The organism is Hoylesella timonensis 4401737 = DSM 22865 = JCM 15640 (genome assembly GCF_000455445.1).
GTDB lineage: Bacteria > Bacteroidota > Bacteroidia > Bacteroidales > Bacteroidaceae > Prevotella > Prevotella timonensis.
The window spans coordinates 245,336-269,327 of sequence record NZ_HG417094.1 but is presented as its reverse complement, the minus strand read 5'-3'; the positions used below and the strand labels follow the sequence as shown (position 1 = coordinate 269,327).

Below are 23,992 nucleotides of genomic sequence, written 5' to 3'. Positions count from 1 at the left end.
GAAAAAGGAGAGAAGTTGTATTCGCATGACACCCATAAGATTAAAAAAGATACACGTTATCTTCTTTTCATTTCAGAAGCTAACAAACTTTCTAAATCTTCAGCAGACAATCTGAGTCTAAACTCCCCGTTCATAGCAACACTTATTCGTCCAGTTTCCTCTGACACGACAACAGCAATCGCATCACTACTTTGAGACACACCCATAGCTGCTCTATGTCGTAAGCCCAATTCCTTAGGGATACTCAAGTCATGAGAGACGGGTAAGATACAACCAGCAGCTTTTATGCGTCTATTTGAAATAATCATTGCGCCATCATGCAAAGGTGAATTTTTGAAAAAAATATTTTCAATGAGCCGCTGGTTTACCCTCGCATCAATAAAATCACCTGTTTCTACAATTTCTCCTAACGAAACAGAGCGCTCAATCACAATTAAAGCTCCTACTCGACCTTTCGCCATGCTCATACAGGAAAGCACAATAGGCACAATTGTTTCCTTATCCTCTTCGTCATTCTCATGATTGGCAGTAAAAAACTTTGAGAGAGCTTGAAATCTCTGGTGAGCACCTAACTGATATAAAAAACGACGAATTTCTTCTTGAAATAAAATAATGAGTCCTATAACACCTACGCTCACCAATTTATCCATGATAGATCCAAGCAATCGCATTTCAAGCACCTGACTGACAAAAAGCCAAATAAGGATAAAGAACAAGATACCTATAAAAACATTGAGTGACCTGCTCTCTTTCATTAATCGATAAACATAATAGAGCATCAGTGCCACTAAGACAATATCAATGATATCTTTAATACCTATATCGAAAGGAATCATATTTTGAGTTTATGAGTTGATAAGTTTTTTAGTTGACGAGTTGACGAGTTAACAAGTTGACAAGTTGACAAGTTCACAAGTTGACGAGTTCTGCAACCCAAAAGGCTAACTACTCCCCTCTCTTTCGGGGAGGGGTTGGGGGTGAGGCCGTTGAGGTAAGTCCGTTGTATTAGTGAGACCATCATACACTTTGCATTTTTTCGTAAATTTTACAAGCCTCAACCGCCTCTTTCACGTCATGTACTCGCAAAATAGTGGCACCTTTTTGCAAAGCAAGCGTATTTAACACCGTAGTGCCATTGAGCGAGGTCGTCGGGTCTCCACCCAAAAATTTATATATCATGCTCTTTCGGGAGATGCCAACTAATATCGGTAAATCAAGTACTTGTAAATTCTCCAGTTTTTGGTACAAAACATAGTTATCGTCTAATGTTTTCCCAAATCCGAAACCGGGATCCAAAATAATATCTTTCGCTCCCAACGAATACAGTTCTTGTACTTCACCTGCAAATGAGATGAGCATATCACGCAAGTTCGATTTTACAGACATTAATATATAAGGAACTTGCAGCTGCGCAACGGTTTGAAACATACTCTGCTCTTCGTGGATAGGGGTGTTGACAATACCTGTGATGCCACCTTCCGAAACATCATTAATGATATCTGCTCCCCACTCTTCTATACATTTACGAGCCACCGCTGGTCGATAGGTGTCTACTGACACAATAGCCTCTGGCTGCTCACGCCTAACGATGCGTAATGCACGTTTCAGCCTATCTATCTCCTCTTCTTGCGTTACTTCAAGAGCACCTGGTCGTGTCGAGAAAGCTCCCACATCAATCATCGTCCCCCCCTCTTCGATAATTTCATTGGATCGATTAGCGATTTCAGCCTCTGTCTGCTTTCTGCTTCCTTGATAAAAGGAGTCTGGTGTCACATTGAGGATTCCCATGACTTGTGGGCGGGACAGGTCTACCAACTTGCCTCGAACATTCATTGTATAAGTTTTCTTTTTCATCTTTTTCATAGATTTTTCCCTGCGAGGCTACCAAAATACAACATCCACTTCTTGAAGATAGGTGTAGGTTCCAGTCCTCTTTGCAAATTTAGATAAAATTTCCAAATTATAAGGCAGTGTGATAAAGAAAGTACTTTTTTCTTGAAAATAAAGGTTAGACAAACTGAAAAACAACAAAGAAAACTATAACGTTTTTGTGAACGAGAAAGATTCTGACAAAACACACCGTATCAAATAGATCCGGACAAGACTCAACGCCCTGCCCGGATCACCTAAACTAAATACACATCGTAATGAGGAAAGTTTAGTAGTCCAAATCTTCTGAATCCCAAAGATTGTATTGATGATATCCGTTATCTGTTAAATCCTCAAGATGTTCTTCTTCTACTTCAAAATCAAACTGCTTGCTATCTGCGTGGTCATTATAACTTCCTTGCATCAGCTGTCCACACAAGGTGTTGACGGATATAATTCCCGGTGCTATATATTGCTTTTTCATGACGATTTCCTCCTTAACTATTTTACGATGATTTTCTTTCCATTCACTACATAAAATCCACCTGGCAGGGTCACGGTCTGTGTCTCTCCTCTTTGAAGACTTACTGACCATACCACCACGCCACTGGTGCTATACACCTTCACCACAGTTGCTTCTCTTGCCATAGCCGTTATGGTTCCCTGTCCTGGGATAATAGCCAAATCAGATTCTGTGTTGATGTCAGTGATACTGGTTGGCATATTGTCATCATCACCGAAAACGGTTCTGAAAGAGAACATTTTAGCAGGTGCTCCCGCAGAGCTATACTCGTAAAATGCGCGGAATGGATATACATAAACATACGGGAATTCTGGCCGTAGATTGGTGGAGCTCAAATACATGTTCTTCGCAAAATAGAACACTTTCTTTGCAGCCCTGTCGATTTTCTTCCCAGCATACGAACCGTAGTTATGGAAGTTATAGGTCGTAGCACCTATCTTGCCAGTTGCAGTCTCACCACTGAATGTGTATTCAGTAGCATTCATCGCACTTCCCTTCGTTGCCATGATGTCAGAACCTTTTTGTTTGGCTGTGAACGAGATGTTCTCATCCGTAGGAGCCGTCGTCACCTCTACCATGTATGGCACATTGGCTTCTGTGTGTGTTTCTGTAATCAGGTCGAACTTTGCCTTACCACGATAACTCTGGGCAGTTGCGTACTCTCCTTCTTCCAATGCCAGACAGTTGTCTGGTGTCATCTTGCTCACCTTGAACGAGCACAGCCCATCCTCGTTGGTATGAACCCCATCTGTAACCTCTAAGGTAAATGGAAGAACCACCGTTGCGTAGGCTACCTTGCCATTGGCGGGAATGGTAATCTCACGCGTATAACTTGCGTAGTTCTCTGCTGGGACGGTTATCTTGTACGGTGCGTAGAAAGGCTGACGGTCGGTTATCACGATGTTCTTGCATGCTCGATAGTCTCCGCTCTTGGTCTTCTGTACATAGTTATCCATTTGGTAGCAGGTACGCTCTGGGAAGTAGATAAGGCAGTTGGGATTGAGCAGCGCCTTCATCTCATTCATCTTGCTGGCTTCTGGAATATGCACGGAGTATAGATTGGTATAGTCCAAATAGAGAACTTGCATGCCCGTGGCTCCAACGCCCGTAATACCCTTTGCTGGATTGCCATAGAGCTCATCTTTCAGGGCCTGCTTCATCATCGGAACGGTTAGGTAAGCTCTGCCAGCAGGAATTTCATCGCCCGTTATCGCATCCAGCGCCTTGAATTCGCCACCATACATAGGCAGTTCGGTATCTTTGCCGTCACGGTTATAGCAGGTCTTGTCATAAATCTTGGTCAGCACACACTTTGCCACATAATCCTTTGTTTCCAGCTTCAAATCCATGAGATAATAAGCATAGTAACGGTGTTCCATGGCTGTGGTTGGCGCAACGTTCCATCGGGTTTCATCGGCAGTAAACAAGTAGCAGGGCTTTCCTTCACCCACCTTGATCACGATGTCTTCAGAAAAACTGCCTCCCTGAGACAAATAGAGAGTCTCCGAGTAAGGATATTCCTGCAACTGCGTTGCGCTGCCCGAGATATTTGTGTTGCTCAACTCATCAATGTTGCTGTATTTGAATGCCTTATTTCCGCACATAGATGTAGCAATCTTGTCAGAAGCAGGCTCGTAGCCTGTGGTACTGTACTGTTGCCCGTCGGTATCGTTGTAGTATTTTGACTTCACGAAGAAGTAGCGAGCATGACGTGGGTCTGTCTGTTGATAGGTCTCATCGCCATATTTGCTGTACAGGTTCTCGAATGTGAAGCGGCACCTCTGCTCCCCTCCTCCGAAGAAATCTTGCGGCACATAGAAGACGAACTTGCCACCAGACACCTGGAAGTCGTTGCTCGTGAACTGCTGCATCAGTGTAGGACCGCTCGCTGCCATCGAGTGGCAGATGATGTCAATGTTGTTGATGAACGGATTGAGAGCCTCAAGGGTTAGCTCGAAAGTAAGCAGCGCCTTGGTATCTGGGGCAAGTCCCTCTATAGAGAACTTAATGGCGTCGTTGTTCAAGCCTGTCAGCTCCACTGTCCCGTCAGCTCCACTGCTTACGGTTCGTGTCTTTGCAATCTCGCCCTTGTTTGTACTGTACACCTTCAGTGTGTAAGGAGATGGCTTGAAGGCTGGGTTGCGTACTCTATTGCCGTTATATCTTATGTATCCTGCGGCAGCTGCCTTCCCATAATGATACCTAATCTTGGCACCAGTGATGCGATAGCCCAGAGGCACCGCAATGCCATTCTGTGTGACAGTAGCGGTTGGCGACTCTATATAATAGGTATTATTGCCCAACGCATAGTAGAACTGTCCGCCATTCTGCAAGGCTTGGATACTTCCAGATCCTGAGGTTGTGGGCAACTTCTTTTCAGTAGTTACAGCATCCTCCTGATAGAGCCAGTTGCTGGCCTTGAGTTCCTCTACATTCTGGTAATCGTAGCTATAAAAGGTTTTTCTATTTTTGGTATGAGGTTTTATCTCCCCCAAATCCAACTTACCTGTATTGAACGGAGACCCTATCATGTTCACGCCCTGACTGACGATGTCAGCAGGCGAGCCTGGTGTCACCTTGGCATCGAAAGCACCTTCGGCTGTGAAATAAAGTTCGCACGACTTCAAGGTAACGCCATAGAACCCCTCAACAGTATGATGCAGCAAGAAATAGAGGTTGTTACCCATATCCGATTCATTCTTACTGGTGCGTTCTATGACGTACTCTTTCGTATCGTTGGTTCCTGGCATGTTTCCAGTGGTGCCCTTGGAATTATTGAAATCGAAGTCACTACCCGTTTCATAAAGCTGCTTGTCGATTTCAGCCAACTCCGCGTCGCTGATGGTCTTACCATTGACATTATTCAAGAACACCATGCGGTACCCCGTGAACCGATAACCTTTAGGCAGGGAGATACACATGTGCAACTCTGTCGTCAACGGTTGGCCAGAAATGACAACGTACTTATCTTGTGACGTATCCAGAATGATGTCACCTGCTGGATCTGTCAGCACGCCACTCTCTGAGATATCACCCTTATCGGAAACGGTAAGGGTAAGCGGCAATTGTTCGTGCCTCCACAGGGAACTCCAACCTCTTTCAAAACCTAACTCACCTTCATAGGTGAGACCAGCGACCAATTTTCCCGTTGAAGGGCTGATGGTCACATTCTGTGCTACTGCTTGAGTAACATTCAATTGGCATATCCATATACCAATGAATAAAGCTAAAATTTTCCTCATACTGTTTGTTTTTAGCAGAACTCCATTTGTCGTCCTGGGTGTGATTATTACGATTTAATTTGTGCCAAGCACTTTTCATGTGGCAAAATTAAACAGTATAGGAAAAGGTAGTTAGGACTATTCTGCCTTAATATAGGAATTATCTAACATAATGCTTGATAACGTTTAGGATTTTTCGTCCAAAAGAAAAACGCAACTCGCTTGTTTTCAATGAACTAAAAGTCCTAATGACATAAAAAAGCGCACCCTTCAAAAAGATACGCTTTCATAAAAAATTACGAACAACTTGTCACTTTTTTAAGATGGTAATCGACGATATTGTGACGGCATCACACCATTTTTTTTCTTGAATACTCGTGAGAAATAGGCAAAATCTTCAAATCCACATTTCAATGCGATTTCTCCGATACTCATATTTGGCTCAACTTGTAACATGCGTTGTGCTTTTTCCAATCTTATCTTTTGAATATAAGCACTTGGATTTTCACCGGTGATGGCCACTGTTTTAGACCTTAATTGTTTGGGCGTCATGCACAAGTCGGCTGCTACCGACTCTACACTTACCGTTCCGTTGTTCATGTGAACATATACATAATCAATGAATTTGTGTAAGAACTCCTTATCCAACTTGTTCAGAGCCGTCATGTTATTGACATGCACATTTGACGAGAGTGCATATTTTTCGCGCATTACCTCCCTTTGCTTAATCAGGTTTCTAATTCTCAACTTTAACTCGTCTGCACTAAACGGTTTTACAAGATAGGCATCGGCTCCAGCCTCTAATCCCATTAATTTATCAGCATCGGTACTGCGCGCTGTAATCATAATCACAGGAATGTGATTCAACACCTCAGACATTTTGATTTCACGGCACATTTCCAACCCATCTTTTCGTGGCATGAGCAAATCGGTGAGAATCAAATCTGGCATCAAACTTAAAGCTTTCTCCAGTCCTTCTACACCGTCATGAGCAAAATACAATTGATATTCATGCCCTATCTGCATGCCGATATATCTTGCCACATCAGCATTGTCTTCCACCACCAACACCGATACGGAATTCTCATGAACTGTTTCTGGCTCTTCGATAGATTCTTCTGGCACTTGACTGTAGTTGGGTTTCTCTGGTTCGTTCGCCTCAATAGGCTTGATAACGGCATCCTGACGGGTGGCTTTTAAGGGCAAGCTCACCGTAAAGGTAGTACCCACTCCCACTTCACTTTCTACCTCAATTGTTCCATTCATTGCCTCCACAAGTTGCTTCGTCAATGCCAAGCCAACGCCCGAGCCAGCATCTGCCGACGGATTTTGTGCTTGGTAAAACAGGTCAAATATAAAAGGTAAGTCGTCTGATGGAATTCCTTGTCCGTTATCTCTCACCACCAGTTTTAATTTATCTTTTTCTTCTTCCACGCTTGCTCTCACCATTCCATGTGGTGGCGTAAACTTTAGCGCATTAGACAGTAAGTTACGCACTATCTTGGTAAGATAGCTGGGTATAAAGTCCATCATTAGAGACGATTGCTTAGCAGTGAACAGAAATTCGATATTTTTATCTTGTGCCAATATTTGATGACACTCTGCCAGCATCCTTATATAAGTTACCGCATCCCCATGTCGATACAGCGGCTGATCCACAACCGACCTTTGCTTCGCTATATCCAACAGTTGGTTGACCAAATCGAGGAGTCCGCTACCTTGTCTCAAGATCATCCCACCAGCTTTTTTCAGTTCCTCTTTTGTTGTCAGCGTTCCATCGGTCATCTGTCTGCCAAAACCTAAAATAATTGTCAACGGCGTACGGAATTCATGCGTGATATTCATGAAGAAATGATCTTTGGCTCGTTGTATCTGTACTTGCATTTTATGGTTTTTAGACCTGATGCGTATCACATACCACAAAAATACAATAATGACTGCACAAAGCGAGATAATGCAAAGGCTACTGAACAAAAACACTCTTTTGATGAGTCGCTCTTTCTCAATATCTCGCTTCATCGCCAACATTTGCTGCTCTTTACTTTCACGCTCATACTTGATGCGAATGTTCTGAATATGCTGCATTTTCTTTTCACTGATCAAACTGTCACGATATGCTTGGCTTTTTTTATAATGAATGAACGCCTGCTTGTTGTCGCCTCGTTTGAAACACATCTTGGCCTTTTCATAATACAAGGCTTTCAAATCCTCCCATGCACCTAATTGTTGGGCTACAGGCTCTGCCTCTTTCATGTAACGTGACGCCATAGCCAAATCACCTTTGTCTATATTTGTCCTAATGAGTGAAATGACAGCCTCCATCCAATGCCACTTGTCTCCTACGCCTCTCAAGATTTCTTCAGCATGTTGGTATTTAGCAATCGCTTTATCCCATTGACCTGCCTTCTCTTCTAATCCTCCTAAATGTATCCAGCACAACGCAACTCCCAAGCGCGAACCTGCTTTTTGATTCAGCTGCATTGACCTTTTGTAGTACCAGCGTGCTGAGTCTATTTTCTCCTGCGATTCCAACAGAGAACCCAAATTAGCATAATTGATGGCTTGTCCTAAGGCACTTCCTAACTTTTTCTCCCCATCCAAAGCCATCCTGAAAGCATTCTCAGCAGCCTCAACATTGTCAAGTGTGAGATGCACATTTCCAATTCCATTAAGAGAAACTACTCTGTTTTTTTGAAATTTGAAACTTGTATGATCGCTATATTGATCACATAAGTTCAACGCCTGATAATGGGCAGACGAAGCCTCTTCCAGTGCGCCTATCCGTCTATAATTTGTTCCGATCTGATTGAGAGCCACAATTGCTTCCAGTGTGTCAGCCTGTTCACTGGCAAGCTCATACTCTTTTTGATGAGCTGACAAGGCTTGGTCAAACCTACTTGAATCACGATAAGCAACGCCCAAGAACCGATAACACAGCATCATAGCACTGCGATTGTGCTCCTCACGATATTGGTTCAGCCGACGTTGCAATGAATCAATACTCCCCAAAGCCTTTAGCTCCTTTTCTAAATGCTCTTTCTCAAAAGTTGCTTGATCTTTCTTTTCGCTTCGAGAACAGCCAATCAACATTGACATGCTCAATAATAGCATGCAGAAAGAAGTAAGCAACTGCTTGGTATTAACCTTGCGATAGGTGCCAAAGGTTTCGTGTCGATTCATTGAATAATAAGGATTTCTTCTGCAAATATAAAAATAAATACACAAAATCACAAAGAATCTTTAATATTTATACCTAAAAAACTAAAGATCTTTCATTTAGTAAAGATGGTTTGTTGTAACAACAATGACCCGTCAATGAAAGAGCCGCGTCTATACAGCACTATTCCCTCAAATGATTTGTATAGCAATACAACAACCAACAACACAAAAGAGAAGAAAACACAGCTTGTGTAGAGTTGCTGGGACGGTTCGTGCGTCCCTATAGCAGTATGGCTACAAATTTCCAACTTTAGTAAGTGTGAAGTTGGGTGTTTCGTTGAAATAAGTTACACTTTGTTGGTACTTACAAGTGCAATCATTTTACAAAAGTTCGGGAAGTTGGAAAAGTTTGATGCCATTGCTACCCTTGATAAGGATGTAAAAGCCTTGCGGTTGTTCTTGTCGAATCGCCTCTTTCACCTCTTCTATGTTCTTATATTTCTGAAACGTTGTTGTAGTCTTACCAAATTCCTCACCTACTAACCAAACTTGTTGAATGGGAAGGGTGTTTAGGAGATTGATAATTTTTTGATGTTCAGCCACACTTACCTCACCAAGTTCACGCATATCGCCTAAAATTGCCATTTTGGGTGCTACCTGCATTTGTGCAAAATTAACGAGAGCCGCTTCCATACTGGTAGGGTTGGCATTGTAGGCATCTACAATCAAATTGTTATGTTTCGTTACTTCCAGTTGACTGCGGTTGTTACTTGGCGTATAATGGGTCAATGCATGGTTGATTTCATGAGGTTGAACCCCTAAGTAATGACCGATACTGATGGCTGCAAGTAGATTATCAAGGTTGTAGGCACCCACCAAATGAGTACGCACTTCGTACCACTGATCAGGGTTTGGTGAAGTTTCTCCTCCAGCAATGTGTCGCCATTGAAAGGTTAAGAATGGATTGTTGTTACAGATTTTCCCTTGATAGCTAATACCTGTTTGCTGTGTCTGCGAATAACTAATACGGTGGACATGAGGACAGTGGGCTTGAAACATTTCCTGTAAATGAGGATTGTCTTGGTTGATAAATACCTTCCCGTTGGGTTTGTTTGCTTCCATATAATCGTAAAGTTCCGCTTTTGTGCGCTTTACTCCATCGAAAGACCCAAAGCCTTGTAGATGAGCGCGCCCCACATTAGTGATGAGCGCATAATCGGGTTCTACCACTGTTACCAATGATTGGATGTCACCAGGATGACTTGCCCCCATTTCCACGACCGCTATCTCATGCTCAGATGTCAAGCGTAAGAGCGTTTTGGGTACACCAATTTCGTTGTTAAAGTTTCCTTGCGTGTACCATACGTTGAAACGCTCGGCTAATACTGCTGCCAACAGTTCTTTGGTAGTGGTCTTGCCATTGGTGCCTGTGATGCCAATAATGGGAATTCCCAACTTCCGACGATGATAGTTGGCAAGCTGCTTTAAGGTTTGAAGACAATCCTCAACCAAGATATAGCGTTCATCTTGCTGTATTTGGTATTCCTTCTGGTCAATGACAGCGTACGCACATCCTTTTTCTAAGGCGCTACCTGCAAACTCGTTACCATTAAACGAAGTTCCTTTTAAGGCAAAAAATATACTATTCTTAGGGCAGTCGCGGCTGTCGGTGGTAACCACAGGATGCTTCAAAAATAGTTTGTATAGTTCAGAAATATCCATATCTTCTTTCTTTTATAGGAGATCAATCATCAATCTGTTTCAATTGCAAAGGTAATTGAAATCACATTGCTGGCAAAATATTTTTTTATCTTAGAGACTTCATCATCATTTTTGAGGATAAAATAAGGTTTACTGAAGCTTATTGCGCCATGAGACGATGTTCAAATCACCATTTCAGGTATTGTATAAATTTCTATTTTAGAATAATTTTGCAACAAATAAACAACATTTTATAATATATTTGAATAATTTGTTAAAATTATATATTATTAATATGGAAAAGCGAATAGCCTATTTTTTTACATTGGTATGCACCCTGTTATGCTTCTCTGGTATGACAAAAGCACAGGGATGTGCGCAAGATAGTGCGAGGTGTTGCAAAAAAAGCAGACTGACATTGGGCGGTTATGGAGAAGCCGTGATGAGCAGAATGTTTTATTCCGACAACATCAACCGCTACAGCAAGGCAGAAAAGTACAAAAATGCCAAAAGTCGTGGACAAGCAGACTTGCCTCACGTTGTGGTGATGTTGGGATACAACTTTGGCAAGGGTTGGACCATGAACTCAGAGATTGAGTTTGAACATGGAGGTACCGAGAGTGCCATGGAAATGGAAGATGAAGAGTTTGGCGAATGGGAAGGCGAGATTGAACGCGGTGGCGAAGTGGCGCTGGAACAGTTTTGGATTCAGAAATCGTTCTGTCCCGAATTGAACATATGCGCTGGTCACGATGTGGTTCCCATTGGATATACCAATGCACATCACTTACCAACCGAGTTTTTCACTGTATATCGTCCTGAAGGAGAAAACCAGATTTTACCCTGCACCTGGCATCAAACAGGTGTGTCGGTTTGGGGACGGTGGAAGTTTCTGCGTTATCAAGCCATGTTCCTGCCAGGTCTTAACTCACTCTTGTTCAGCAAAGACCAGTGGATTAAGAATGGATCGGCAAGTGCTTTTGAGTTCACACCATCCAATAAATATGCCACAGCGGTTCGTCTTGACTTCTATCCATTGAAAGGACTGCGCATAGGTCTTAGCGGATATTATGGAGAATCGTTCAATAACACCCTGCAAAGTGATGAGCGCGGTAAATATAAAGATGTGAAAGGCGCTGTCACCATTGGAACGATAGACATGAGCTACACAGGTCACGGTTGGCGCATTCTTGGCGGTTTGGATTATGGTCATCTGGGCGATGCCGACATCATCTCAACCTACAATCGCTCGCAGAGTTCAACCTCACCATACAAACGTACACTCGTTGGCAACCGTGCACACGCTGCAAGTATTCAGGCAGGGTACAATGTATTGCGCTTCTTCCCATGCATGAGAAGTGAGAAACAACAACTGTTCGTCTTCGGAGCATACGAGAACTATGATGCCTATCACCCTGTGGCTGGAAACAGCGACTATGAATGGACCGACAGAAGCCGCATCGCCTTTGGCTTCAACTATCATCCAACGAAGCAAATTGTTGTGAAAGGAGAATATAGCAACCGCTTCCTGAAAAGCAAGTTTAATAACGAACCGAGCATTTCGCTTGGTATAGCCTATGCGGGATTTTTCCTATAGGCTGGTTCTATAAATTAGCTTTGTTAGATTTTGAGCTTATTTTTGAGGTCAAAATGCAAGAGAGAGAAGGAGTGTAGCGAGCTACACGACTGAACGAACTTACATTTTGAACCAAAAAGAAGCCAAAAGATAACAAAACGTATTTCATAAACATTTAATGACTATGTGCGGTGGTAATTTATAGAACCAGCCTATAGTCTTTACAATATAACTCTAACAATAAAAAACAAAAAGAATGAAAAAATTATCGAACTACTGTTTCGTTGCAATTCTCAGCCTGTTTTTCTCAATGTCATTCACGGCATGCTCTGACGACAACGAAGATGACTCAAAAAAAGAAGAACAGCAAAAACAGGAAGAACGCGACAAGGCGTACGCTGAAATCGTAGACGCCTTCATTCACAAAACTGTTGTGCCAACTTATGAGAAGATGGCCTTAAAATCGTCTGAATTGGTAAAAGACCTGAGGGAATACCGCAAGAACCCGACACAGGCAAACCTTGACAAGGCATGTGAAGACTTCCTCGCATCACGTATGTGGTGGGAACGCAGTGAAGCTTTCCTGTTTGGCGCTGCTTCCGACTTCGGTATCGACCCACACATTGACTCTTGGCCGCTCGACCTTCCTGCGCTGCAGAAGTATCTTGCAACGGCAACCAACATTGAAGACCTTGATGGCGACGATTATGACATCGCTGCACGCACAAAACTTGGTCAAGAGTTGTTGGGCTATCATGGAGTGGAGTACATCCTTTTTGAAAAAGGAAAACCACGCAAGGCAGGTACGATAGAAGAGAAATACCTCGTGTATGCCATTGCTGTAGCTGGCGATCTCCGCAACAGCTGCTGGCAACTTCTTGCCTCTTGGGCTGGGGAGAAATATGCTTCCAAACTGGATGCTGCACAAGTGAAACACATCATAGAAGATGTAGAGCTTGGCATCACCGTCAGTGGAGGAGAGCATTCTTACGGAGAGAACATTCTGCTTGCTGGTCAACCTGGCTCACTGTACCGCTCATGGGTTGACGCCCTACAAGCAATTGTGTCGGGATGCAATAGTATCTGTGATGAGGTAGGCACATCGAAGATTGGATCAGCACACACAGGCGAGGACGTCTCATACATAGAGTCGCCATACAGCCAAATGTCCATTCATGACTTCCACAACAATATCATCTCTGTTGAGAACGTTTATTATGGCGGTATTGAGGGTAATCGCGGTGCCTCCATCCACAATTATATGGAAAAGCACAACAAGGAAATGGACATGAAAGTGACGACAGCCATTACGAAGGCAAAAACAGCTATCAAGAACATGAAAGCTCCATTTGTGCTCAACTTTACAGATGCAAGTTGCAAGGCAGCCATAGATGCTTGCAAAGAACTTGATGAGACGCTCAGTGAACTGAAGACTGAACTGAAAAAATAATAGCGTGAACACCGATTATCAAGGTGCGACGTGTTTGAGTTTTAGGTGACTAAATCACCTGAAACTCATCAGCATTTTTTAGTCAACATGTTAAAACAAAAAGATTATGAAACATCAAACAATCCCCACAAAACAAGTACTTTCTGTAGCTGCCATGGCATTTTTGTGTGTGTCGCTTATATCGTGCAATGACAAAGATATCAATGACAACGGCAATGGTACTGAGAGTAAGGAATTAGCGGACGAATGGTATGCTGGAGGAAAACTTGGCACAACATTCAATGCTACTGCAAGTGCATACGAGGATCCCACACCCGCTATCGAAGAGGCCGGACTGGAATATCAGTTCAAGATGGGTGAATACTTCTTTGAACGCCCATACAACTCAAGCACACGTCCTTTCAACGGAAGAGGACCATTATACTCGCGTCCCTCATGTGAAAGCTGTCACTGCGGTTATGGACACGGATGGCGCATTACAAAGTTCGATCCAAAGCAATGGGGCAATGCCACAGAGTTGGAAATATTCGGCGATGACGGTGAACTACTCTCCTTCTTCAGTCCCAAGTTCCAGGGCATGCCTCCGTTCAAGTCATATCTCGACCCTGCAAAAGTGCAAATTACATGGAAGGAATATACCGACGACTGGGGGAACGTATTCCCAGACGGAGAGCGATACAGCCTCATATATCCTGATGTGAAAATACCAGAGGACGCCTATTATGTGAAGCCGTCACATAATGGCAAACCAGTTAATGTAAGCGATATCCACATACGACTCAAGAACGCCATTCCTTTCTTTGGCAACGGACTGATAGGAGCCATCGATGCCGACAGTCTGCTGAAGCAGTGGCAGCGCGAAGAAGCGCATGCAAAATTAGATCCTTCAAGGTTTAAGAACGGAAAATGGACTGCCATTGACTCTATTACAATGGAACCTTTCCGCTTCGGTCATTTCCTTGACCTAAGTACATTTACTTGGGATGTGCAGCACTGGGCAAACTTTAACGTTACGAGACGTGGACACACCACAATTAATGTGACCAAGGAGTATGCGCTAACCGCAAGCAAAGATCCTGATATTCAGAAAGTGTTCTATCAATATTTCCCTGAATGGAAAATAACGGGCAACCCTGAAAAGGACATATATAACTATTTCACCAGTGACAAGCATCCTATTGAAATGGAAGACAACGATTACCTGAACTATATGGTATGGCTGAGGGGATTGGCTGTTCCTGCGGCACGTAACATGGATTCCCCAATCGTGCAACGCGGCAAGAAGCTCTTCAACGAAATAGGTTGTGCTACGTGTCACCGACCCATGTGGATTACGGGCAACGACCAGTTCTCTTATCCTGGCGACCTTAACATCAAACCCAACGACCCACGTCTGCCACATTATCCCAAACAAAAGATATGGCCTTACACCGATTTAGTTTCACATAGGCTGTACATGAAGAACGATGTGCGCAAAGGATGGATACGCACACCGCCATTGTGGGGCAAAGGACTTATGAAAGTATGTACAGGTCACGATGACCGACTGTACGATGCGAGAGCAAGAAATGTCATAGAGGCAATTATGTGGCATGGATGTTCAAAAGAAGGTGGCGTTTCGCATGCACGATGGACAATAGAGAAGTTCCGTAAACTGAACAAGGAAGACCGCCATGCGATGGTCAAATTTATTGAATCTATCTAATGAAGAAACGACTAACGAATATTTCTTTCGGGCTGCTGTCATTGACTATCATAGTCTTGGCGGCAGCCTCGTTCATGGATAAGAGGTACGGCACACAACTAACACACAAGTACATCTATGGCTCGTGGGCTTTCCTTGCCCTGTGGATGATGCTTGCCATATCGTCTCTGTTTGCCATTCTGCGATACTGGCATGCGGTGATGCGTCATTCGCTCATCTTTCTGCATGTTTCTTTCGCTGTGATTCTCTTAGGAGCAGGCATGACCTTCTTAACAGGTAAACAAGGTGACATATATCTCCACAACGGACAACCAGCAAACTCGTTTATCACAAAAGACGGCAAACAACAGCGCCTGCCTTTCAATATGAAACTTTGCAAATTCAACATCGAGTACTATGCGGGTACAGATTCGCCCATGGACTTTGTCAGTCATGTTGCCTTTAGTGATGGAGACGAGCAGCAGGTGTCCATGAACAACATTGCGAAAAAACAATACTATCGTTTTTATCAAAGTGGTTACGACACGGAGAGCGGCTGGGTGCATCTATCCGTTTCATACGATCCGCTGGGCATCACCGTAACATACTGCGGATACGTCATGCTGCTACTGAGCATCATTGCGTTTCTTGCAGATCCACGTGGTGGATTCCGAAGGACAATTAGACAGGTTATGAAGAAGGAGAGCGTCAAGGCAAAGGTGGTAGTACTGGCTTTGCTATTACTTGTACCCATGAAGATGCTATCCTCCAGTAACATCCCACTTCCCAAAACATTACCAGCAGCGTTGGCTGAACGCTTTGGCGACCTCTATGTTTACCACTGTGGGCGCATCTGCCCCATGCAAACAATGGCAAGAGATCTGACCATTAAACTATATGGCAGTGACAGCTATCGAGGATATACCGCAGAACAGGTACTCGTGGGGTGGCTGTTATACCCCACAGACTGGGTGGAACAGCCCATGATTAAGGTAAGTGGAGGATGTGTAAAAAAGGCATTGAACGCAAACGGAAGGTATGTCTCATGGATGGATTACACCAGTGATACACAAGGCTTCAAACTTTCATCTCTGATAGAGCAGATGAACAAAGGGTCGCTCAGCAATAGCGAAGCACGGGATGTTGCGGCAGCTTACGAAAAATATAATATCATTGCGTCACTCATGTCAGGACAAGCCGTTAGAATGTTTCCTGTGAAAGAGGCTGGTAGTCTAAGGTGGATGGCACAAGGCGACCAACTTCCAGATGGACTTGAACAAGATGAGTGGCTCTTCATCAAACGCTCCACTGACTATGTGATGGAGCTTGCACTTGCAAAAGACAACACAGGATTGGAAAATGTCCTTCAAAAAATACGCGAATATCAACAAAAAAAAGCAGGAACAGTATTGCCATCCGACAACAGGTTCAAGGCAGAAAAGATATATAACTCACTCCAGTTCTCCTTTCCCATGGCAATATTACTTATCGTGGCAGGCATACTGTTCTACATCATGACCGCAAGAAATCTGCTGCGCAATAAGTCACAACAACGCTCCCTCATGCGATGCGGCTCCTTGTTGCTTGCCCTATCCGCCTGTTTCCTACTTGTGGTGATTGCGCTGAGGGGATATGTGGGAGGACACATGCCCTTGTCAAATGGCTTCGAGACCATGCAGTTCATGGCGCTTTGCATGCTTGTCATCGCATTGCCACTTGGCAAACGCATACCGTTCTTTCTCCCATTCGGACTCATGGCAGCTGGTCTTGCTCTCATGGTGTCCATGCTTGGCGAGCGAAATCCTCAAATCACAACGTTGATGCCCGTGCTTGCTTCACCACTGCTCAGCATACACGTCATTTTGGTCATGCTCTCCTATTCCCTCTTTGCGTTCTTGTTTTTCAATGGTGTCACGGCACTCATCATGAACCGAATGGGAAGTAGCACTGCTATCCTTAACCGATTGACCGATATAAGTCGCATCATGTTGTATCCAGCTGTATTCTTGTTGGCTGTAGGAATATTCACAGGTGCCGTGTGGGCGAATGTTTCGTGGGGACGATACTGGGGGTGGGACCCCAAAGAAACATGGGCATTGATTACGATGCTGGTTTATTCCTTGACGTTCCACGAACAGTCATTACCTGCGTTTCGCCGTCCAATATTCTTGCATGTCTATATCGTATTGGCTTTCTTGACGGTGCTGATGACTTATTTTGGTGTGAATTACGTGCTGGGTGGTATGCACAGCTATGCTTAACAAAAACAACAGCCTTCCTACATCCCACTTATGAGGATAAGGCGAGGTATCGCTTATTTTAGAATGCCTTTAGTGAGATAAAATAAAGGGTCTGAAATAAGCGATTGTTATATTGCACGTTGTATGGCAAAGCAGGAAGTCTCACCCGACTCTGTTGATTTCCATTTTGTAAAATGGCACCTTCGTTTAAGCGGGATTTTATATAATGCAACCCACCAACAACGCTGTATTTGTAATATAAATGGAACGTTGCAATGGAGACGAATTAATGCTGAATTTTCTTTACAAAACGCCTCTCATAATTCGCATAAAAACAACCAACAGCAAAGTTGGTCGCAAATACGCGAATTATGAGCGAGGTTTGTAATTTGTTGTGATTGAATACATTACGTTTATGATGTCGCTTTTCTTGCCTGTTTTTACCATCTTTTGGCGATTAAAACATTGAGATAAGCCTGCTATTTGCATGCTTTAATGCGGTTGAAGCATGTGAATAATGCCTCTAATGCATGTTTCCAAGAGCGTTAATTCAATATTTCAACGTGAAGAGACGCCGATTTTGTTAAAATCAGGGCATTTTTGTTGAGCGTTTGACTATTAAATTTTTCTATTTTGAAGATTTTAGATGGCCGTTTTTTGGTAAAATAACAGGACAAAAACTGTGGGCGGCTTCGCCAAAAATCAACTGTTTCTGATACAGAATTTACGCAGTCACAGAAATGAAGAGAGGCGACCATGACAGCACAAACAAAACGGTCAGAAAATAGGAGTTACATAAAATTTCCGAAATGCAGAATCAATATTGAACCAATGATCTATTATAAATGTTCAATTGATTGATTCCAAATACATCAAAAATGTGATGATAGTAGTCGGTACGAGAATCGAACTCGTATGCCAAGATTGAGAATCTTGTATCCTAACCGTTAGATGAACCGACCGATTAATGATAGAGCGGAAGCGGGGGGATTCGAACCCCCGGTACGGTAACCCGCACGTCAGTTTAGCAAACTGGTGGTTTCAGCCACTCACCCACACTTCCTTTAGTGCTGCCTCGTCATGAACTAATGTTCACAAATGCGGTTGCAAAGGTAACGCTTTATTTCATATTCTAAAAGACAAGGCCTTCAAAAAGCATACATTTTAATTTTTATTAACAAGCTTCTTTTAGTGCATATTTTCGTCAATGAAAGAAAGTGGCAAAAGGTCTTTGATGCTATCTATACTATAAATTTTGTTTGTACCATAAAGAAATATTCTCACTGGTTGGCGATACCTGTCTTCAATCTCCAAGATTACTTGTCGACAAGCGCCACAAGGTGTAATGGGTTCGGCAAGTAATCCCTTGTCATTCTTTGCCGCAATGGCGAGTGTAAGTATTGGTTCTTTAGGGAAATTTGCCTGTGCGGCAAACACTGCCGTGCGCTCTGCACACAGTCCGGAGGGGAAAGCCGCATTCTCTTGGTTGGCACCTATGACTATTTTTCCATTCGCCAATCTCACTGCTGCACCAACATAGAAATGACTATAATTGGCAAAGGCATGATTTGTTGCATCAATTGAGGCACGTATCAATTCCTGATCTTCGACGGACAACTCCTCTAATTGCCATTCATGAATGGTGATATCCAAATTTATTTTCTTCATCGTTGTTTGGGTTTGATATATTCAAAAGCACCGATGTCGGGATTTTTTCCTCTTTCTGCGCCCTTACGGTCTTTTAGTGGACTCCCTACTTGCGTTGCTTTATCTATTGCCAAAGAGGTTTCTCTCAGTTCAAAATTATATTTTAAGCTATCTGTATCAACGGTCTTAAAGTTTTTAGCGCCTGCCAAAAGTGTATCGTTCACATTCTCAAAAATCACATTGGTGAAATGAAGACTGTCTTCTGGCGTTTTTATCGAAGTTCGCAGTAAGCAGGATTCGAAATGAAAATTTAAGGGAAAGGCACTATCAGCGGTTGATTTCAATACCTCATTGTTAGCATAGCCCGTTATTAACGTGTTCGTGCATTTGAACAATGAGACAGGAAAGTGTTTCGTATCAATGTGCAAAGCAACGCCTCGTTTGACGTCAAAGGGATAAAATTGAGCCAGTGTACAAGCCATCAGCTCTGCTTCTCCCCCATCGAGATAGACACAATCGTTGAGCGTATTAGAGAAAAGTGTATTGACGGCAGTCCATTTCGCATGTCGGCTATTAACGCCATAACCTTGACAGTTATGAATCGTGGAGGCTGCGATTGACAGTGTTTCACGAGCAATATCCGTAGAATCGATGGTGATACCAGTGAACGCACCATGAATATCCACATACTTCAGTTGGTTATCCAACGAGGAAGAAAAGTAATGTATCCCTTGCCATTGACCGCTTAAACGGTCATAAGGCAGGTAATCAAACATCGCATCCAAACGACTTCCTCGAAGAACAACATTGTGCGCAGCTGTCCCTTCGACAATTAACCTTCCGTAAACATCTATACCAGCGTTGTGATTAAAATACAAGGATGTACCTTCTTGAATGGTGAGCGTTGCAGCACTGTCGACTGTAATACTGTTCTTGACAAGAATAGGACGTTCGGACGCAATGACCGTGTCACGTGATATATGGAGCTGGTTCAACTGAATTGCATCCCATGAATAGACGCTTAAATGAACCTTTTGTACCTTTCCACTTTCCAAAGTAAACAGCAAAGCATCCTCCACTTGCTTGGCATCTTGCTGATGATTAACGGGTGGGGTCACTTCCACATAAACACGAATGCTATCCCCATTGCGAACTTCAATATCAGACGTTTGATATCCCATCTCCTTTCCTAAGTAAATGCCATCGACATTCACACGGAAGCCCGTTTGATTGCCACGGTCGAGACGAACATTTGAACATTTGATACCCGCCCCAGAACGATTATAAATCCAAAAAGATTTGGCAGATGAAGGCACATTCGAGAAGACAGTATCCAACTGAATACTATCGATTTCAAAAGATAATGTAAATTCTGACGACGAAGAAAAATAATCTTCATCATTACAAGCCGTAAAGCCAATGATAACAAACAGCAGCAATAAGCCGCAATATCGAATATTCATTACTTATGAAACGTAAAAACAGCTTGATTATTTTAACCTTAAGTATTTTCTTTCTGGTTAATCATCTTTCCAAACAACCAAAACACCATGCACATAAAAAATATCACTTATCCAAACATAGAGCGAAACTTCAGATAATCTAATCCTTTGAAATGAGGAATGACAACGTCACACAAAGAGGAAATTTCAGATGCAGGAAGTGTGGTAGAGAGTCCACAAACCGTCATGTTTGCAGCCTTAGCAGCTTTCAAGCCGTTGATACTATCTTCAAAAACAACACATTCAGAGACCGGAACTTGGAAGTTGGCGGCAGCTTGGAGATAGCAATCTGGGTGGGGTTTGCTTTTAACAAAGTCTTCACTCGTTAGAATTTTATCGAACAATCGTCCAAACTCAGGATGATTTCGATACACATTTTTCATCTTCGCTAAATTACTGCTTGTGACAACAGCCGTATTGATTTGGTGCTTACGCAAATCTTCAATAAATTCTTTTACCCCTAAGATATAATGATATTGCATTTCTCGCTCATATTCATTGATACGATTGGTTATCGAACATTGAACTGCATCGTTATTTCTAAAATACATTTCGAAAATCTGAACCAAGGTTTGACCTTTGATGCGATGTGCAAAATGCTCTAATTCAGGGTAATATTCCTCTCCTATTTGGTCCCATAGAATTGTATATTGAGGCTCTGTATCCAGAATAACTCCATCTAAATCAAAAAGTGCGGTTGTGTACATTTTTACCTTATTTAATAAGTTGATATGCCAAAGGTACAAAAAATATTCGTATTTTTGCAAAAGTTATTTATTGGTTATTATAGCTCTCGGTAGTAATGACATGCCTTTTCAGGAAAGAATGAATAAGGAAGAATCATCAAATAATAACAAGTCAAGTTACCACATATCACCCAACGCTAATGCAAATTATAAGCAAATACTTCTCTTCGCTAACAGAGACGCAAACCAAACAACTTAGCATGCTCCAAGATTTATATAATAATTGGAATGCAAAGATTAATGTGATATCTCGAAAAGATATTCAACAGCTATACGAGCATCATGTGTTACATTCTTTGGCCATCGCAAAATTCATCAATTTTAAGAATGGAACAAACATCTTAGACTTTGGAACTGGCGGAGGATTTCCGGGTATTCCGCTCGCCATACTGTTTCCAGAATGTCGCTTTACACTTATTGATGGAACAGGAAAGAAGGTTCGAGTGGCTCAAGAAGTTGCTACCGCGATAGGTCTCAAGAATGTTGAAACAAAACATATCAGAGGGGAAGAAGAAAAGGGAAAATATGATTTTGTGGTTAGCAGAGCGGTGATGCCCTTGCCAGAGTTGATTAAAATTGTGAGAAAGAACATCTCTAAACAACAAAAGAATGTGCTCCCCAATGGGATTATCTGCCTAAAAGGAGGTAGCTTAGCAGACGAACTTAAACCTTTCTCAAATATAGTTCAAGTAACCGAAATCTCTAATTGGTTTACAGAAGAGTGGTTTCAAACAAAACAAGTTGTGTATCTACCACTTTAACTATTTAGAGAGAATCCCTAATTTTACAAAAGAACATCTATATGATACAAGTACACAGCCTTGCGTGTAATATGCTACAAGAGAATTGCTACATCATTCATGACGAATCAAAAGAATGCGTCATTATTGATTGTGGCGCTTTTTATGAACAAGAAAGAAGCGCAATCCAACAATATATAAGCAAAAATCAACTTCAACCCGTACAATTAATTGGTACGCATGGACACATTGATCATCACTTTGGAAATGCTTTTCTTTACAAAGAGTATGGACTCTTGCCAACTGTTCACCAAGCAGACAAGTTTTTAATGGAACAGTTAAATGAGCAAGCAGAATATTTTGCAGGAGTACATTTAACAGAACAAATGCCAATGCCTCAAACTTACTTCTCTGAAGATGACAAGATTTCGTTCGGTTCACACACATTGACTATACTTGAGACACCGGGCCATTCGCCAGGAAGTGTGTTCTTTTACTGTGCAGAGGAAAACATTGCCTTTTCGGGAGATACACTTTTTCATTACTCCATTGGCAGGACAGATTTGGAAGGTGGCTCCATGTTTCAAATGATACAAAGCCTTAGAATGATTTCTCAACTACCAGACATGACCAAAATCTACCCCGGTCATGGCGTCCCAACAACGATTGGTACAGAAATTGCAGGTAATCCATATATGGATCGATAATATTTACTTAGTGATTTGCAATATTTGGAGATGAAACACTCACAACAGACAGCAGCTGATAAAATAATACTGGGAATAGACCCTGGCACGAATGTGATGGGTTATGGTGTATTAAGAATTGTCAAGGGAAAACCCTCTATGCTTGCTATGGGTGTTATCGACATGCGAAAGACTGGTGATCCATATCTTAAATTAGGGCATATATTCGAACGTGTCACTGGCATTATTGACGAATATCTACCTGATGAAATGGCAATAGAGGCACCATTTTTTGGAAAGAATGTACAGTCGATGCTCAAATTAGGACGAGCACAGGGGGTTGCCATTGCCGCTGCGATTCAGCATGACATTCCAATTCATGAGTATGCACCACTGAAAATCAAGATGTCTATTACAGGCCAGGGGCAAGCAAGTAAAGAACAAGTGGCGGGAATGTTACAGCGTCTTTTGAAAATAGACGCGCAAGAAATGCCAAGTTTCATGGATGCGACGGACGCATTGGGAGCCGCTTATTGTCATTTTATGCAATTAGGCAAGCCAATTACCGATGTGCATTATGGAGGATGGAAAGATTTTATAAACAAAAATAAGGAAAGAATATCAGCAGGGAAATCTATCTAAACGCAAATACGTTGAGGTTTTGAACCTCTGAAAACAATGACAGACGAAAGTCTTGTATCAAAGAATTCAATTCATAAATTTACATATACAAATATTTTAAGTGATGAAAAAAATTATTATGCTTTTAGCTTTAACCTGTTTATTCACAGTAAAAGCTACATCTCAAGAAATCTATAAAGAAGTAAATCGGATTATGCACCACGCTGAGGCGATAAAAAAAGACACCTCCAAAGATATTGAAGAAAGGAAAGTTGCAACGTTCAAGGTTGACGCTATTTTCTATCTTCTCACAAAGGCAGCACAAACGGACGGTTTCACTGAATTTGAACTTGGCAAACAAACCAATGCCATGATTGATTTTGTGAATAGTTACATCAAGCGATTGTCTAACGCTTCTAAGAAAGCGGATAAAGAAATTCTTATGGCAAAATTTAGAAATGCCACCATTCAAAATCCCTTATTCAACGATCCAGATAAAGAGGTGACACATGCCTATGTAGACAACAACAAATATATCACTCAATTTTCTATTGATACGGATTGGGTGAAGGCGTACAACCTGGTAAAATAAGCATCTTATTAGTATTATCCGTTGGAAGAATATTG

At 42.3% G+C, this 23,992-nt stretch carries 17 protein-coding genes and 2 tRNA genes; 8 read left to right on the top strand and 11 right to left on the bottom strand.

The window, feature by feature from the left end; genetic code table 11:
- Positions 1-56: 56 nt before the first annotated feature.
- The 6 genes from cdaA to BN35_RS06765 all read right to left on the bottom strand — a co-directional run bounded on the left by cdaA (position 57) and on the right by BN35_RS06765 (position 10,494).
- Positions 57-836 carry a diadenylate cyclase CdaA gene (gene cdaA, locus BN35_RS06790; protein WP_374188031.1) on the bottom strand — a complete coding sequence of 260 codons (780 nt, stop codon included), beginning with the start codon at positions 834-836 and terminating at the stop codon, positions 57-59.
- A 181-nt stretch (positions 837-1,017) separates the two neighbouring features.
- Positions 1,018-1,854, bottom strand: a complete 837-nt coding sequence (gene folP / locus BN35_RS06785; RefSeq protein ID WP_025072740.1) for a dihydropteroate synthase — start codon at positions 1,852-1,854, stop codon at positions 1,018-1,020.
- Between the two features lie 304 nt (positions 1,855-2,158).
- Complete coding sequence (locus BN35_RS06780; RefSeq protein ID WP_025072739.1) at positions 2,159-2,353, bottom strand: hypothetical protein; 195 nt, start codon at positions 2,351-2,353, stop codon at positions 2,159-2,161.
- A 17-nt stretch (positions 2,354-2,370) separates the two neighbouring features.
- Complete coding sequence (locus tag BN35_RS06775; protein WP_028901213.1) at positions 2,371-5,634, bottom strand: hypothetical protein; 3,264 nt, start codon at positions 5,632-5,634, stop codon at positions 2,371-2,373.
- A gap of 297 nt (positions 5,635-5,931) precedes the next feature.
- Positions 5,932-8,793, bottom strand: a complete 2,862-nt coding sequence (locus BN35_RS06770) for a hybrid sensor histidine kinase/response regulator transcription factor (protein WP_028901214.1) — start codon at positions 8,791-8,793, stop codon at positions 5,932-5,934.
- Positions 8,794-9,153: 360 nt separating this feature from the next.
- Positions 9,154-10,494: a UDP-N-acetylmuramoyl-tripeptide--D-alanyl-D-alanine ligase gene (locus tag BN35_RS06765; protein ID WP_025072737.1), complete on the bottom strand. Its 1,341-nt coding sequence runs from the start codon at positions 10,492-10,494 to the stop codon at positions 9,154-9,156.
- Positions 10,495-10,768: 274 nt separating this feature from the next.
- On the opposite strand from BN35_RS06765, the gene BN35_RS06760 reads away from it, so the two are divergent.
- From BN35_RS06760 to BN35_RS06745, 4 genes are all read left to right on the top strand, one after another.
- On the top strand, positions 10,769-12,070 hold the full coding sequence (locus BN35_RS06760) for a hypothetical protein (RefSeq protein ID WP_028901215.1): 1,302 nt from the start codon (positions 10,769-10,771) through the stop codon (positions 12,068-12,070).
- A gap of 235 nt (positions 12,071-12,305) precedes the next feature.
- Positions 12,306-13,499 (top strand): imelysin family protein, encoded by a 1,194-nt coding sequence (locus tag BN35_RS06755; protein WP_025072736.1) that lies wholly within the window; start codon positions 12,306-12,308, stop codon positions 13,497-13,499.
- Between the two features lie 106 nt (positions 13,500-13,605).
- Positions 13,606-15,204 carry a di-heme oxidoredictase family protein gene (locus tag BN35_RS06750; protein WP_025072735.1) on the top strand — a complete coding sequence of 533 codons (1,599 nt, stop codon included), beginning with the start codon at positions 13,606-13,608 and terminating at the stop codon, positions 15,202-15,204.
- Complete coding sequence (locus BN35_RS06745; RefSeq protein WP_025072734.1) at positions 15,204-17,444, top strand: cytochrome c biogenesis protein CcsA; 2,241 nt, start codon at positions 15,204-15,206, stop codon at positions 17,442-17,444. Before BN35_RS06750 ends, BN35_RS06745 begins: the two co-directional genes overlap by 1 nt.
- A gap of 869 nt (positions 17,445-18,313) precedes the next feature.
- On the opposite strand, the gene BN35_RS06740 is transcribed toward BN35_RS06745, so the two are convergent.
- From BN35_RS06740 to BN35_RS06720, 5 genes are all read right to left on the bottom strand, one after another.
- Positions 18,314-18,385, bottom strand: a tRNA-Glu gene (locus BN35_RS06740).
- Positions 18,386-18,399: 14 nt separating this feature from the next.
- Positions 18,400-18,486: transfer RNA gene (locus BN35_RS06735), tRNA-Ser, on the bottom strand.
- Between the two features lie 125 nt (positions 18,487-18,611).
- Positions 18,612-19,091 (bottom strand): cytidine deaminase, encoded by a 480-nt coding sequence (locus BN35_RS06730; RefSeq protein WP_025072733.1) that lies wholly within the window; start codon positions 19,089-19,091, stop codon positions 18,612-18,614.
- Positions 19,088-20,533 carry a choice-of-anchor Q domain-containing protein gene (locus tag BN35_RS06725; RefSeq protein WP_028901216.1) on the bottom strand — a complete coding sequence of 482 codons (1,446 nt, stop codon included), beginning with the start codon at positions 20,531-20,533 and terminating at the stop codon, positions 19,088-19,090. Before BN35_RS06725 ends, BN35_RS06730 begins: the two co-directional genes overlap by 4 nt.
- A gap of 107 nt (positions 20,534-20,640) precedes the next feature.
- Positions 20,641-21,279, bottom strand: a complete 639-nt coding sequence (locus BN35_RS06720) for an HAD family hydrolase (protein ID WP_025072732.1) — start codon at positions 21,277-21,279, stop codon at positions 20,641-20,643.
- Positions 21,280-21,458: 179 nt separating this feature from the next.
- Between BN35_RS06720 and rsmG the strand changes: the two genes are divergently transcribed.
- The 4 genes from rsmG to BN35_RS06700 all read left to right on the top strand — a co-directional run bounded on the left by rsmG (position 21,459) and on the right by BN35_RS06700 (position 23,957).
- Positions 21,459-22,079 (top strand): 16S rRNA (guanine(527)-N(7))-methyltransferase RsmG, encoded by a 621-nt coding sequence (gene rsmG / locus BN35_RS06715; RefSeq protein ID WP_025072731.1) that lies wholly within the window; start codon positions 21,459-21,461, stop codon positions 22,077-22,079.
- Between the two features lie 41 nt (positions 22,080-22,120).
- A complete protein-coding gene (locus BN35_RS06710; protein ID WP_025072730.1) occupies positions 22,121-22,765 on the top strand; it encodes an MBL fold metallo-hydrolase in 645 nt (214 codons plus the stop codon).
- A gap of 30 nt (positions 22,766-22,795) precedes the next feature.
- Positions 22,796-23,386, top strand: coding sequence for a crossover junction endodeoxyribonuclease RuvC (gene ruvC / locus BN35_RS06705; protein ID WP_025072729.1), 591 nt, complete (start codon positions 22,796-22,798; stop codon positions 23,384-23,386).
- A 103-nt stretch (positions 23,387-23,489) separates the two neighbouring features.
- On the top strand, positions 23,490-23,957 hold the full coding sequence (locus BN35_RS06700) for a hypothetical protein (RefSeq protein ID WP_025072728.1): 468 nt from the start codon (positions 23,490-23,492) through the stop codon (positions 23,955-23,957).
- Positions 23,958-23,992 lie beyond the last annotated feature (35 nt).

Excerpts from the sequence above, each read along its gene's own strand:
- cdaA (WP_374188031.1), bottom strand. The coding sequence starts at position 836 with ATGATTCCTTTCGATATAGGTATTAAAGATATCATTGATATTGTCTTA.
- folP (WP_025072740.1), bottom strand. The coding sequence starts at position 1,854 with ATGAAAAAGAAAACTTATACAATGAATGTTCGAGGCAAGTTGGTAGAC.
- BN35_RS06780 (WP_025072739.1), bottom strand. The coding sequence starts at position 2,353 with ATGAAAAAGCAATATATAGCACCGGGAATTATATCCGTCAACACCTTG.
- BN35_RS06775 (WP_028901213.1), bottom strand. The coding sequence starts at position 5,634 with ATGAGGAAAATTTTAGCTTTATTCATTGGTATATGGATATGCCAATTG.
- BN35_RS06770 (WP_028901214.1), bottom strand. The coding sequence starts at position 8,793 with ATGAATCGACACGAAACCTTTGGCACCTATCGCAAGGTTAATACCAAG.
- BN35_RS06765 (WP_025072737.1), bottom strand. The coding sequence starts at position 10,494 with ATGGATATTTCTGAACTATACAAACTATTTTTGAAGCATCCTGTGGTT.
- BN35_RS06760 (WP_028901215.1), top strand. The coding sequence starts at position 10,769 with ATGGAAAAGCGAATAGCCTATTTTTTTACATTGGTATGCACCCTGTTA.
- BN35_RS06755 (WP_025072736.1), top strand. The coding sequence starts at position 12,306 with ATGAAAAAATTATCGAACTACTGTTTCGTTGCAATTCTCAGCCTGTTT.
- BN35_RS06750 (WP_025072735.1), top strand. The coding sequence starts at position 13,606 with ATGAAACATCAAACAATCCCCACAAAACAAGTACTTTCTGTAGCTGCC.
- BN35_RS06745 (WP_025072734.1), top strand. The coding sequence starts at position 15,204 with ATGAAGAAACGACTAACGAATATTTCTTTCGGGCTGCTGTCATTGACT.
- BN35_RS06730 (WP_025072733.1), bottom strand. The coding sequence starts at position 19,091 with ATGAAGAAAATAAATTTGGATATCACCATTCATGAATGGCAATTAGAG.
- BN35_RS06725 (WP_028901216.1), bottom strand. The coding sequence starts at position 20,533 with ATGAATATTCGATATTGCGGCTTATTGCTGCTGTTTGTTATCATTGGC.
- BN35_RS06720 (WP_025072732.1), bottom strand. The coding sequence starts at position 21,279 with ATGTACACAACCGCACTTTTTGATTTAGATGGAGTTATTCTGGATACA.
- rsmG (WP_025072731.1), top strand. The coding sequence starts at position 21,459 with ATGCAAATTATAAGCAAATACTTCTCTTCGCTAACAGAGACGCAAACC.
- BN35_RS06710 (WP_025072730.1), top strand. The coding sequence starts at position 22,121 with ATGATACAAGTACACAGCCTTGCGTGTAATATGCTACAAGAGAATTGC.
- ruvC (WP_025072729.1), top strand. The coding sequence starts at position 22,796 with ATGAAACACTCACAACAGACAGCAGCTGATAAAATAATACTGGGAATA.
- BN35_RS06700 (WP_025072728.1), top strand. The coding sequence starts at position 23,490 with ATGAAAAAAATTATTATGCTTTTAGCTTTAACCTGTTTATTCACAGTA.